The organism is Dictyoglomus sp. NZ13-RE01 (assembly GCA_002878375.1).
Taxonomy (GTDB): domain Bacteria; phylum Dictyoglomota; class Dictyoglomia; order Dictyoglomales; family Dictyoglomaceae; genus NZ13-RE01.
Window position 1 is genome coordinate 1 of record NIRF01000022.1, and the last position, 12,625, is coordinate 12,625.

Consider the following 12,625-nt stretch of genomic DNA (forward strand, 5'->3'; position numbering starts at 1 on the left):
AAAGCTTTTTTAGAAAGAGCTCTAATTGATGGTTTTTTCTCTTTTATTAAACTCATTATTAACACAATTAAAATTTCTTTTATCTTTTTTCTTAAAGAAAAATCTGGTAGAATATTAATGACCATAGTTTTCACCTCCCGGGGTTTGGATGTTATCTCTTTCTAATCTAATTCTAACCCTGGGAGGTTTTTCTTTTCAAAAACTGATTACAGGTCAGCTTGTTTTTTTTGGACCTATAGTGTTATAATTTCGTCAGTTGGTTATATTAATTTTGTCATAAAAAACTTGACGATGTTAATATATAGGTATATAATTCTTAACAAAAATTTAATGTTGCGCAAAGAGGGTAAAAATTGCGTGGCATAGTTAAAAAAAATTGCAAAAGAATTAAATATTCATCCATCAAGTGTATCAAGGGCACTTCACAATAAGCCTGGGGTATCTCAGGAGAACAGACTTAAGGTTTTAGAAAAAGTACAAGAGTTAGGCTACGAAATATCCCAATTTTCAAAAAGAACAATACCTAAGAAGGGTTATTCTATTGGATTTTTAATATATCGTCCTCCTCATCACTCCTTAGGGATAATTGTTTTAAATGAGTTTTATTCGGTGGTATTTAATGGGGTTGAGGTTGAAACAAGAAAACATAAATCGAATCTACTATACTCAATTCTTTCTTCAGACAAAGATGATAATATTTCTATCCCTAACATGATAGAGGAAAAAGAATTAGATGGAATGTTATTAGTTGGTTATATGGACAGAAAATGGATAAAAAAGATAGCATCTTATGGAATTCCCTTTGTGCTTGTTGATAATTACGCTGGTCCTGAATTTACCACAATAATGGCGGATAATTTTGATGGTATTAGACAAGGAATTGAATATTTATATAAATTAGGACACCGAAAAATTTTACATATAGCAGGTCCTTTAAGCCATAGAAGTTTTCAAGAGCGATTACAGGCTTTTAATTTATTTATGAGTTGTTATGATGACACTGTACCTTTAGTTACCTACACAGAAGAGCCCAGGACAGAAGGAGGATACGAAGCTGTCAAAAGATATTTTGAAAATAACAATGATATTCCAACCGCAATTATTGCTGGAAATGATTTAATGGCAATGGGAGCAATAAAAGCCCTTAATGATTTAAACTACAAAGTACCAGATGATATATCTGTTATGGGATTTGATGATATTGAACTTGCAAAAAGCTATAATCCATCTTTGACTACAATAAAAGTACCAAAGAGAAGAATGGGCTCTTTGGCTGTGAATGTACTAATACATAATAAAATAGAAGGAAACGAAGAAATACCAGTAAAGATAATACTACCTGTAGAACTCGTGGTAAGAGAATCTTGTAAAGGGAGGTGAGAGAAAAAATAATTAAGTAATTTCCTCTTTTTTCCTTAAGTATCTAAAATTTTTCTTAGGGGAGGTAAATGTATGCGCAAAGGTTATTTATTAATGTTTGTTTTGGTTTCCTTACTTCTTCTTTCAGGTGTGATTAATGGACAAAAAGAAGTGGTTGTAAGCTTACCCTATTGGGACACAGCAGGATTAACTCCTTATTATTGGCAAGCCCAACATATTCTTGCTCAAGGTACAATTTTTGAAGGATTATACGGATATGCACCTGATCCAAAAGGACTTGGTGGAGTAAAAGTAGTTCCAGTTATTGCCCAAAGTGTTACTGTATCAAAAGATTATAAAACTTGGACCTTCAAATTAAGAAAAGATAAAAAATGGTCCAATGGAGATCCAGTAACTGCAAAAGATTTTGAGTGGTCATTCCGTTACTATTCAAGTCCTAAGATACCTGATCTTCCTGCATGGGCTGGTCCACTTCAATTTTTTGAAAACTTCTGGGCAGTGAAGAGTGGAGCACTTCCAGAGACAGAACTTGGTGTAAAAGCCCTTGATGACTATACTCTTCAAATCAAGCTATCTCAACCAAGGTATGATATGAAAGAATGGCTTTGCGTAGCCCAGGGCGTACCAATTCATAGAAAAACAGTAGAAGCGGATCCAGCAAATTGGTGGAAACCAGGTAAAATAGTTGTCAATGGACCATATATTCCAGTATCCTTCACTCCTGGTAAAGAGTTAGTACTTGTTAAGAATAAAAACTACGTAGGAGAAGTAGGAAATGTAGATAAGATTATATTAAAGTTTGGAGGACTTGGTTTACAGGCATTCCAGGCTGGTGAATTAGATGCAGCAATGATCAATAGTGTAGGAGAATTGAAGTATGTAAAAGCAAATCCTGAATTAGCAAAACTATTGAAAGAAGACGTTATGGACTGCTTCTGGCAGGGATATCAATGGTCACGTGGGTTTGACCCATTATCTGATAATAAGAAGTTAAGACAGGCTCTTGCTATGGCTATAGATAGAGAAAAACTATGTAACGAAGTTCTTGGTGGAAGAGCATTACCTCTTGCAAAATACTGGCCCAGCGGTAACCCAATCGGAGATAAATTAAAGGATATTCCTTTTGATGTTGCAACTGCCAAGAAGCTTCTTGCAGAAGCTGGATTCCCAGATGGAAAAGGCTTAAAGACTCTTGTATTCTACATAACTGGTGGTGGAGATCCTGTTGTAGAGTTTGTAGTAGATCAATGGAAGAAGAACCTTGGCGTAAATTGTATTATTGAAAATATTGAGTCTGGATTATACTGGAACTCCTATGTTTGGGCAAATTATACACCAGACGCAAAAGCAGGATTTACAACAATCGGAGCTCCAATGAATAACTTAGAAATTGGCGCGCTATTTAAGAACTCTGATCATACTGTATGGTTCTATGATTATCCTGTTAGCGTAAGAAAGAGAATCTACGAGTTATATCAAGAGTTAGATGCATGGCTTAGAAAAGATGGTGGATTGACAGAAGCTGATTGGAAGCCATTAATTGAAAAGAGAAATACATTATATGCTAACTTCCAAAAGATACTGCAAACTGAGCCAGAAAAATTATGGAAGGAAGAGTTAACAAGACCACCTGTATGGTATGAACAATTTGATGAACTATATGAGAAATGGAAGTCTGCAAAGACTAATGCAGAAAAGACCAGTTACTGGAGATCTGCAGGTAGAGTCTTAACAGACCAAGAACTATTCCAGACAGGCTACTTTGGAGCAAATAAGACAAGACATGAAGCCTATAGATGGAGATTAAGAGCAGTTAATAGACCATTTGATGAAGCAATTAAGATTGTTCCTTACGGATTACAGATCATGCAAGATCAATACTTCATGGTACCACTCTACTTGGCAAAAGCTCAATGGGTGCAAAATCCAAAACTTGAAGGTCTAATGCTCTACAAATTCTCTTGGGGTCCTGGATTCTTCAACTTCAAGTATCTGAATATGAAAGATTAAGAAAATACTTAGGGGAGAGGCGAAATCCTCTCCCCTTTTATAATTCTTAAAGGGGGTAAAAAATGGGAATACTCAAATATATTTTAAGAAGATTAGTTACAATAGCGGTTTCTTTAGTGATAATTGTAATTATAACGTATGTTCTTATGTGGCTTGCACCTGGTGACTTCTTTAATATTAATGCTTTCCAGGCAAGCGCTGGAAAAGTTTCTACCTTAACACCAGATCAATTGCAGGTTTTGATTAAGGGATTTGAAGAAAAGTATGGTTTAAATGTTCCTCTTTGGAAGCAGATTTTAAACTATTTATGGGATGCTGTTAGATTTAAATTTGGTCCTTCCTTTTCTAATCCAAATATGACCATAGAAGAGCAAATAGCTATGCGTTTCCCAGTAACTTTTACCTTATCTATATTGGCTATGCTTTTTGCAATCTTAATAGGAATTCCCCTTGGCGTAATAGCAGCATTAAGAAGAAATACTTGGATAGATTATACTTCTATGTTTATATCAATGATTGGAAGTATTCTTCCTCAATACTTAATTGGTGTTCTCATGGTCATTATATTCAGTGTCTATCTTAAGTGGCTACCTACATCGGGTTGGGGAGAACCAAAACAGATGGTTATGCCAGTAATAACGGTTGGATTAGGTCCTCTTGCCATTATTGCCCGTTTTATGAGAGCAAGCTTGTTAGACATACTAAATCAAGATTATATAAGGACAGCTTATGCTAAGGGTGGAAAAGAAAGAACAGTTATTATTAGGCATGCCTTAAGAAATGCCTTAATACCAATTGTAACAATTATAGGTCCAAACCTTGCATTTTTATTAACAGGTACTGTATATATAGAAAATTTATTTAGAGTTCCTGGTTTAGGTCAGCTTTTTGTAAGTGCAGCTGCACAGAGAGATTATCCATTACTTGTTACCTCGACCTTTATCTTGGCTTTATTCGTCATGGTTATAAATTTACTTGTGGATGTTATATATGCATTCTTAGATCCAAGGATTAAGTATGAATAAGACTGGAGGAGAAAATATGGCAGTGTCAACTTTACAACAGAGAAGAGTAAGTTATTGGTCTGCAGCTTGGAGGAGATTCAAAAGAAATAAAATGGCTCTTATAGGAGGAATTTATGTTATAATCACATTAATTATGGCAATATTTACTCCTTGGATTGCACCTTATAGATATGATGAAACTCACTATGAGCATGCTTTTGAGCCCCCAAGCGCTAAGTTTATATTTGGAACAGATGATTTAGGAAGGGACATGTTTAGTAGAATACTATATGCTTTAAGAAATGCCTACATAGTAGGTTTTGGTTCTCAATTGGTCACCTTGATAATTGGAGTTACAGTTGGAGCAATTGCAGGTTTTAGAGGGGGATTGATTGATACTTTACTTATGAGATTAGTAGATATAATGTATGCTTTTCCTACCTTTCTTTTAAACATTATTTTGGTTGCAGCCTTTGGTAGAGGATTGCATATTATCTTACTTGCAATAGGAATCACTGGATGGGCTGGAATGGCAAGATTGGTTCGTGGGCAGGTTTTATGGCTTAGAAATAGTGAGTTTGTTGAAGCAGCAAGGGCTTTAGGAGCAAAAGAGGGGCATATCATACGTAAGTATATATTGCCAAATATGTTGGGACCAATAGTTATTAGTGTTGCCTTTGGAATTCCAAATGGAATTTGGATAGAAAGTGGTATGGCACTACTTGGAATGGGAGTAAGACCTCCTATGCCAAGTTTAGGAGCAATGATAAGTTATGGTTTGGGAGTTTTCTTAGGGCTTCCCCATTTGGCTATATTCCCTACCTTATTTTTAACTTTAACTCTTCTTGCTTTTACCTTCTTTGGTGATGGTTTAAGAGATGCATTAAATCCAAGGAGTGAGGTATAAAACTATGGCTGAGTTACTAAAGGTAGAAAATTTAAGAACTTATTTCTATAGGTATGATGGAGTTGTTAAAGCTGTAGATGGTATAAGTTATAGTTTGAATCATGGTGAGACTTTGGGAATTGTGGGAGAAAGTGGTTCTGGTAAAACGGTCTCTGTTTTATCACTGATCAGATTGTTAAGAGGTAATGGGAGGATTGAATCAGGATCTGCAATTTTTGATGGAAGAGATCTATTAAAACTGAGTAAGGAAGAGTTAAGACAAGTAAGAGGTAAAGATATATCTATTATATTTCAGGATCCTATGACCTCTTTAAATCCGATTATGAGGATTGGTATACAGATTATGGAGCCTTTACTTTGGCATAACATTATGTCTGATAAAGAGGCAAGAGATAGAGCAATGGAACTCCTAAGATTAGTTGGTATTCCAGAGCATAAAACAAGATTCTTTGATTATCCATTCCAATTTTCAGGTGGAATGAGACAAAGAGTTATGATTGCTATGGCACTTGCCTGTAATCCTAAGTTAGTAATTGCTGATGAGCCAACAACTGCTCTTGATGTAACTATTAGGGCTCAGATTTTGAATCTTATGCAGGATATGAAAGAAGAGTTTAATATGAGTGTTATTTTAATTACCCATGATATAACTTTAGCAATGAATTTCTGTGATTCTATTATGGTTATGTATGCAGGGAAGGTTATGGAATATGCACCTATTGATAGATTCATTAGAAATCCACTACATCCTTATACTATTGGCTTGATAAATTCTACATTGGATCTTTCCAAAAAAGAAGGAGCTTTAAAACCTATCCCAGGAAACCCACCAAATCTTATCAATCCTCCTTCTGGTTGTAGGTTCCATCCCAGATGTAGTTATGCTCAAGATATATGTAGGGAGGTAGAACCGGAATTAAAAGAGGCAGAAGAGGGACATATGGTAGCATGTCATTTAGTGAAGGGAGGAAAATTAAATGCCTGAAGTTCTTCTTGAAGTTATAAATCTAAAAAAATACTTTCCTCGTGGTAAAAAAATATTGAAAGCTGTTGATGATGTCTCTTTTACTATAAATTATGGGGAAACCTTAGGGCTTGTGGGAGAGAGTGGTTCTGGTAAGTCAACTCTTGGAAGAACCGTATTGAGACTGTTAGAGCCAACAGATGGGGATATAATTTTTGAAGGAGTGAATTTAAGAAGGTTAAGTCCAGAAGAGTTGAGATTAAAAAGACAATATATGCAGATTATTTTCCAGGACCCTCTTGCTTCTTTGAATCCACAAATGACTATAGGTCAGGCAATTGAGGATGCTCTTATTATTCATAATATAGGAACACCTCAGCAAAGAAGAGAAAAGGTAATGGAACTTTTAGATATTGTAGGTATTGGTAGAGAATTTATTGATTCTTTTCCTCATGAGTTTTCAGGAGGGCAACAACAAAGAGTAGGAATTGCAAGAGCATTGGCTTTGAACCCAAAATTTATTGTTTGTGATGAGCCTGTATCATCTTTGGATGTTTCCATTCAAGCCCAGATTATTTCTCTACTTCATATATTAAAGAGGGAATTTGAAATATCATATTTATTTATTTCCCATGACTTAGCAGTTGTTAAATACTTGTCCGACAAGGTTGCAGTTATGTACTTGGGGAAGATTGTAGAGCTGGCGCCAAAGGACGAGCTGTATGATAATCCATTGCATCCTTATACAAAAGCTTTATTAGCATCTGTCCCCAAGATGCCTAAAGATGGAGAAAGACAAAAAAGATTCCCAGCACTAAAAGGGGAAATACCGTCACCTATTGATCTTCCTCCAGGATGTAGATTCCAGACAAGATGTGAATTTGTTATGGATAAATGTAGAAAAGAGGAGCCTGAATTTAAGGAGGTTTCAAAAGGGCATTTTGTAGCTTGCTATTTGTATTAGGAGGTTTTAAATGTCTTTAAAGATTCTCCAATTAATATTTGTTTTATTAGTTTTAATAATATGTACTGGGGTATCCCAAACTCCAGTATATGTAAGTGATTATGCTGATAACCGTCCTTTAAAAATTAATGGTATTAAAATACTAAGAGACAAGGTAGAAAAATATGGCTTGTTTGAAATAATATTAGATTTACAAGGCAAGTACAATAATCCGTTTGATCCTGAGGAAATAGATATTAATTGTATTTTTATCGATCCAGATGGTAACGAAATAAAAGTACCTGCCTTTTTCTATCAAGATTATGAAAGAAAAATTCAAAATAACGTAGAAATTTTAAATCCTGTTGGGAAACCACATTTTAGAGTAAGATTCTCTCCAACGAAGGTTGGAAATTATAAATTTTACATTATAGCAAAGGACAAAACAAATAATGTTGTTAAATCTGATCTATATTCATTTACTTCTTTGGATTCTAAGAAGTCAGGATACATAAGGGTAAGTAGTAGTGACTTTAGATATTTTGAGTTTGAAAATGGTGATCCCTTCATTCCTATAGGAGCAAATATTTGCTGGGCTGGGGGACGTGGCACTTTTGACTATGAAACTTGGCTCCCTGAATATGCCAAGGTTGGGTGTAACTATTTTAGAGTTTGGTTGGGACCCTCCTGGACTACTTTTGCCATAGAAAGAAGCTCAATTAGAGAGTACGATTTAAAAAACTCTTGGAGATTAGATTATCTACTAAATTATGCGGAAAAGATGGGCTTTTATATTATGCTATGTTTTGATAGTTATAATGAATTAAGATATAGAAAGGAAGAAGCCTATGGAATGTGGGAATCAACCCCCCATTATATACAAAATGGAGGTATTCTCAAGGAACCAAAAGAATTTTGGTCAAACGAGGAAATGCAAAGATTATATAGGAATAAGATAAGATATCTTGTTTCAAGGTATGGATATTCAACTAATGTTTTTGCTTGGGAATTTTGGAATGAGATTGATATTATTTCTCCATCTGCTTATATACCTGAATTAGTAAAAGATTGGCATAGTAAGATGTCAAATTATTTGAAGTCTGTTGATCCATGGAAACATCTTGTTACTACAAGCTTTTCTGGATCCTCTGGAAAACCTGAGATTGACAGTCTTTCTGGAATTGATTTTGTGCAAACCCATATATATCAAGGTAGTAATTACATTAAGTATTTGATAGGGTTATTCAATTTTAAATCAGAATATAAAAAGCCTCATATCGTTGGAGAATTTGGTTTGGATGCAGGAGGAAGGGATCCTTATTTAGATCCTAAAGGTTTTGCTATTCATAATGCTATTTGGACTACCTTACTTTCGGGATATGCAGGCTCTGCAATGTCTTGGTGGTGGGATAATCATATTCATCCTGACAATTTATACTTTCATTATAAAGCCTTGTCAGATTTTATAAGTGGTGTTAATTTCCCGAAGGAGAATTTTAAAACTATAGAATCTTATAAATTTGTTAATACCGATAGAGATATTAGATTGATAGGATTAAAAGGCGAGAAAAATACTTTAATATGGCTCTATGATAATAACGTTATATACAATTACAAAAAGGATATTCCTAAAATTTTATTGACTGGACCTAATTTCCTTCTAAAGCTGGATAATTTAAATAATGGCACATATAAAGTAATATATTGGGATACTTATAATTCAAAGAGTATTAAAGAGGAAATAATAGAAGTAAAGGATAACATTGCTAATATAGAAGTACCTAACTTTGAAAGGGATATAGCTATTAGGATAGAGTTTTTAAAGTGAGGTGGTAAGAATGAAATATGGGAAAATTTTGGTAGTGCTTTTATTAATTTTAATTGGGAGGAATTTTGCTATGGAAAATAATCCTTTACCTATTGCACGTGGCGTAAACTTGGGAAATGCTTTAGAAGCTCCCTTTGAAGGTCAGTGGGGGACTGTTATAAAAGATGAATATTTTAAACTAATTAAAGAGGCTGGTTTTGATCATGTAAGACTTCCCGTGCGATGGAATGCCTATGCTGATTATAAACCGCCATATAAAATAAATCAGTATATATTTGATAGGGTAGACCACCTTATAAATGAGGCTTTTAAGAATAACTTATACATAATTGTAAATATTCACCATTATGAAGAGATTATGCAAGATCCTGAAAAACATAAGGAGAGATTTTTAAGGCTTTGGGAACAGATTGCAGAACATTATAAAGATTATCCTGACATGTTATACTTTGAACTTCTTAATGAACCTTGCCAAAATTTAACAAGTAAACTGTGGAACCAATATCTAAAAGAGACAATAAAGATTATAAGAAAGACTAATCCTACAAGGAAGATAATAGTTGGACCTACAGAATGGAACAATCTTTATAAACTAAAGGAGCTCGAAATTCCATTGGATGATAAGAACTTAATTGTCACATTCCATTATTACAATCCCTTCCAATTTACCCATCAAGGGGCTGAATGGGTAAACCCTGCTCCACCTGTTGGGGTAAAATGGATGGGTACCGATAAAGAAAAAAGAACTGTAGAATTCGAGCTTGATATTGCTGTAGATTGGGCAAAAGAGCACGGTAATGTACCTTTGTATATGGGAGAATTTGGAGCATACTCAAAGGCAGATTTAGAATCCCGGGTAAGATGGACATCTTTTGTCGCAAGATCTGCTGAAAAGAGAGGTATTGCTTGGAGTTATTGGGAATTTTGTTCCAGTTTTGGAATATATGATCCTCGAAATAAGGCTTGGTTAGTTCCCCTTCTCAAAGCTCTTATTCCAGAGACCAAAATAGAATAAAAAAAGCCCTACCCTATTGGGTAGGGCTAAATTTTCCAACATTGGAAATCTTCCTCATATAAGTCACCTGTTAATGCGTAAGCTAAGGCTCTACAACCTATGCAGTCCTCTATAGGGCATAAATGACAAATACCCTTTAATTTATCTTTTGTAATTTCCTCTCTAAATTTTTTAAGTTTGTAATAGACATCAATGAACCTTTCATGTAATAGATTACCTATAATAATAGGAAGCCTCCTACATGGATAGACATCACCATTAGGCATTAATGCCATAGATTCATCACCTATGTTACAAAGAGCTCCATAAGTTGTATTTTCTGCAAAATCCACGTAAAAAGCTTTGTAGGGTAGTAAATCTCTTATTGAGACTTTTTCTAAATCCGCTATTTGCGAAACAACTTCATACCACTCTAAATTACCTAATGTCATATCCTTTATGTTTTTACCTTCTCCAAGTGGGATGAATCTTTCTAATATTATTCCTTTTATGTCTAAGCTTTTTGCTAAATAATAAATATCCTTTACTTCCTTGTAATTATATTTGGCTAAGGTAAGCATGAGTACTAAATTTTTGAATTCTGGGAATTTTTCTCTTATATAATTGATATTCTCTAAAACTATTTTAAAGTTTCCTTTGCCTCTGATGTAGTCATTCGTTCTTTCTGTAGCTCCCTCTAAGGATACTTTAATCTCATTTATTTTTTTAAATTTTATAATTTTATCGAAGTGATTTTTTAAGAATATACCGTTTGTGATAATATTTACTGTATTTATTAATTTACTTTCTTCCATGACTTCTAAAAGTGGATAGAATAACGGTGATATGAGAGGTTCTCCTCCTGTAATGTTTATGGATAGACTATCAAAGTCTAAGCTTTTTAATGTATTTTCAATGTCAGATAAAATAATTCGTAGAATATCAGGACTTAAATCTCTTTCTTTACTAAAATTTTCCTGATAGCAATGTTTACATCTTAAATTACATAAATCAGTAATATGCCATTGAAAGGCAAATTCTTTTATCATAATGATATAATTATAAGGTTTTGTTTTTCAAAAATAAAGCTTTGTGGGAGGTAGAAGTATGGCGGAGTGCAACTTGCAGAGTAATTTGAAGATGTGTAATTGTACCTATGAGCCATGTCCCAGAAAAGGTATTTGTTGTGAATGTTTAGCATATCACAGGAGCCATGGCGAACTACCTGCCTGTTATTTCCCAAAGGATGTAGAAAAAACATATGATAGGTCTATAAAAAGATTTGTTTCATTATATAAGTAGGGAGGACTAATCCTCCCTTTCTCCAATAGGATCAATATGAACAACTACCTGAGAAAAATCTGATAAGTTTTTTAAGCTATCTTGTACCTTTAAAGCTATGTCATGAGCCTCTTTTGCAGATAGCTTATTATCTACTTCTATATGCAAAGTAATTACTTTATTACTTTGATAATCATGAACTGATATATCATGAAAATTGAGGACTCCAGGAATAGAACTAATTGTTTCTTCTACTTTTTGTATCAGTTCAGAACTTGGTGCTTCTCCTATTAAAAAGCTTGAGGATGACTTTATTAAGTCTATACTTACCCAAACTAATAATAGCGATACAAAAAGCCCCATAATTCCATCTAATACAAAAATTTTATATTTCATTCCTATTAATCCAATACTAACTAAAATTCCTGCTACTGCATCACTTCTATGATGCCAGGCGTCAGCTATCAAGGTAGAGGAATTTATTTTTTTGCCAAGGAAAATGGAAAATCTTGCCATCCACTCTTTAAATAGAGAAGAAATGAGCATTAATATAAAAATAACAAGATTAAATGATACTATTTTGGGATTTAAAATTCTTTCAAAGGAATTTTTTCCTAAATCATAAGCAACAACTATTAACATAAAGGCAATTATTAATGTTGCAATTTGTTCTATTCTGCCATGTCCAAAGGGATGATTTTCATCTGCAGGTTTACTACCTAATTTAAATCCAAGAATTACAACAATTGATGTTAATACGTCCGATAGAGAATGGAAGGCATCTGCAATTAAGGCTATACTGTTAATATATAATCCGGCTAAAAACTTGAATAAAAATAAAATGAAATTACCAATTATACTTACCCATCCTTCAAGATATCCTATATCTTTTCTATTCCAACTATATTTTTTTGAAATTTTTTCAAAAAGCCAGGCATTAAATCCCATATTAAAACCTCCTGAAATAAAAAATTCCTGCTTGTTATGCAGGAAGTCCCGTAAGCTATTTGCTTACTGCCAAAAAGGCCCGGCTTTTCGCCTGCTCTTCCTTAATGGAAATTATATAATATAATCTATTCATAATCAATATGATAAAGGCTGACCTGTAATCAGTTTTTGAAAAGAAAAACCTCCCAGGGTTAGAATTAGATTAGAAAGAGATAACATCCAAACCCCGGGAGGTGAAAACTATGGTCATTAATATTCTACCAGATTTTTCTTTAAGAAAAAAGATAAAAGAAATTTTAATTGTGTTAATAATGAGTTTAATAAAAGAGAAAAAACCATCAATTAGAGCTCTTTCTAAAAAAGCTT

11 protein-coding genes and 1 pseudogene are annotated in these 12,625 nt (G+C 33.8%); 10 read left to right on the top strand and 2 right to left on the bottom strand.

The window, feature by feature from the left end; genetic code table 11:
* The first annotated feature begins 375 nt into the window (after window positions 1-375).
* The 9 genes and pseudogenes from CBR30_09360 to CBR30_09400 all read left to right on the top strand — a co-directional run bounded on the left by CBR30_09360 (window position 376) and on the right by CBR30_09400 (window position 10,051).
* Window positions 376-498, top strand: a pseudogene (locus CBR30_09360) (hypothetical protein).
* Between the two features lie 111 nt (window positions 499-609).
* Complete coding sequence (locus CBR30_09365) at window positions 610-1,380, top strand: hypothetical protein (GenBank protein ID PMQ00771.1); 771 nt, start codon at window positions 610-612, stop codon at window positions 1,378-1,380.
* A gap of 72 nt (window positions 1,381-1,452) precedes the next feature.
* Complete coding sequence (locus CBR30_09370; GenBank protein PMQ00772.1) at window positions 1,453-3,390, top strand: peptide ABC transporter substrate-binding protein; 1,938 nt, start codon at window positions 1,453-1,455, stop codon at window positions 3,388-3,390.
* A gap of 62 nt (window positions 3,391-3,452) precedes the next feature.
* Window positions 3,453-4,415 carry a peptide ABC transporter permease gene (locus tag CBR30_09375; protein PMQ00773.1) on the top strand — a complete coding sequence of 321 codons (963 nt, stop codon included), beginning with the start codon at window positions 3,453-3,455 and terminating at the stop codon, window positions 4,413-4,415.
* Window positions 4,416-4,431: 16 nt separating this feature from the next.
* Window positions 4,432-5,301 carry a peptide ABC transporter permease gene (locus CBR30_09380; GenBank protein ID PMQ00781.1) on the top strand — a complete coding sequence of 290 codons (870 nt, stop codon included), beginning with the start codon at window positions 4,432-4,434 and terminating at the stop codon, window positions 5,299-5,301.
* Between the two features lie 4 nt (window positions 5,302-5,305).
* A complete protein-coding gene (locus CBR30_09385) occupies window positions 5,306-6,286 on the top strand; it encodes a peptide ABC transporter ATP-binding protein (protein PMQ00774.1) in 981 nt (326 codons plus the stop codon).
* On the top strand, window positions 6,279-7,229 hold the full coding sequence (locus tag CBR30_09390) for an oligopeptide ABC transporter ATP-binding protein OppF (GenBank protein PMQ00775.1): 951 nt from the start codon (window positions 6,279-6,281) through the stop codon (window positions 7,227-7,229). The genes CBR30_09385 and CBR30_09390 overlap by 8 nt, the downstream gene beginning before the upstream one ends.
* 10 nt (window positions 7,230-7,239) lie before the next feature.
* Window positions 7,240-9,036 (top strand): hypothetical protein, encoded by a 1,797-nt coding sequence (locus CBR30_09395; GenBank protein ID PMQ00776.1) that lies wholly within the window; start codon window positions 7,240-7,242, stop codon window positions 9,034-9,036.
* 10 nt (window positions 9,037-9,046) lie between these two features.
* The gene (locus CBR30_09400) at window positions 9,047-10,051 is read left to right on the top strand and encodes an endoglucanase (GenBank protein PMQ00777.1); all 1,005 of its coding nucleotides are present in this window, start codon (window positions 9,047-9,049) and stop codon (window positions 10,049-10,051) included.
* Between the two features lie 26 nt (window positions 10,052-10,077).
* Here CBR30_09400 and CBR30_09405 read toward each other — a convergent pair whose 3' ends face one another.
* Window positions 10,078-11,079, bottom strand: a complete 1,002-nt coding sequence (locus tag CBR30_09405) for a radical SAM/SPASM domain-containing protein (protein PMQ00778.1) — start codon at window positions 11,077-11,079, stop codon at window positions 10,078-10,080.
* Window positions 11,080-11,137: 58 nt separating this feature from the next.
* Between CBR30_09405 and CBR30_09410 the strand changes: the two genes are divergently transcribed.
* The gene (locus CBR30_09410) at window positions 11,138-11,332 is read left to right on the top strand and encodes a hypothetical protein (GenBank protein PMQ00779.1); all 195 of its coding nucleotides are present in this window, start codon (window positions 11,138-11,140) and stop codon (window positions 11,330-11,332) included.
* Window positions 11,333-11,338: 6 nt separating this feature from the next.
* Here CBR30_09410 and CBR30_09415 read toward each other — a convergent pair whose 3' ends face one another.
* Complete coding sequence (locus tag CBR30_09415) at window positions 11,339-12,259, bottom strand: cobalt transporter (protein ID PMQ00780.1); 921 nt, start codon at window positions 12,257-12,259, stop codon at window positions 11,339-11,341.
* Between the last annotated feature and the right edge of the window lie 366 nt (window positions 12,260-12,625).

What these genes read in the sequence shown, in the direction of transcription:
- CBR30_09405 (PMQ00778.1), bottom strand. Translation starts at nt 11,079, where the DNA reads ATGATAAAAGAATTTGCCTTTCAATGGCATATTACTGATTTATGTAAT.
- CBR30_09395 (PMQ00776.1), top strand. Translation starts at nt 7,240, where the DNA reads ATGTCTTTAAAGATTCTCCAATTAATATTTGTTTTATTAGTTTTAATA.
- CBR30_09415 (PMQ00780.1), bottom strand. Translation starts at nt 12,259, where the DNA reads ATGGGATTTAATGCCTGGCTTTTTGAAAAAATTTCAAAAAAATATAGT.
- CBR30_09410 (PMQ00779.1), top strand. Translation starts at nt 11,138, where the DNA reads ATGGCGGAGTGCAACTTGCAGAGTAATTTGAAGATGTGTAATTGTACC.
- CBR30_09400 (PMQ00777.1), top strand. Translation starts at nt 9,047, where the DNA reads ATGAAATATGGGAAAATTTTGGTAGTGCTTTTATTAATTTTAATTGGG.
- CBR30_09390 (PMQ00775.1), top strand. Translation starts at nt 6,279, where the DNA reads ATGCCTGAAGTTCTTCTTGAAGTTATAAATCTAAAAAAATACTTTCCT.
- CBR30_09370 (PMQ00772.1), top strand. Translation starts at nt 1,453, where the DNA reads ATGCGCAAAGGTTATTTATTAATGTTTGTTTTGGTTTCCTTACTTCTT.
- CBR30_09375 (PMQ00773.1), top strand. Translation starts at nt 3,453, where the DNA reads ATGGGAATACTCAAATATATTTTAAGAAGATTAGTTACAATAGCGGTT.
- CBR30_09380 (PMQ00781.1), top strand. Translation starts at nt 4,432, where the DNA reads ATGGCAGTGTCAACTTTACAACAGAGAAGAGTAAGTTATTGGTCTGCA.
- CBR30_09385 (PMQ00774.1), top strand. Translation starts at nt 5,306, where the DNA reads ATGGCTGAGTTACTAAAGGTAGAAAATTTAAGAACTTATTTCTATAGG.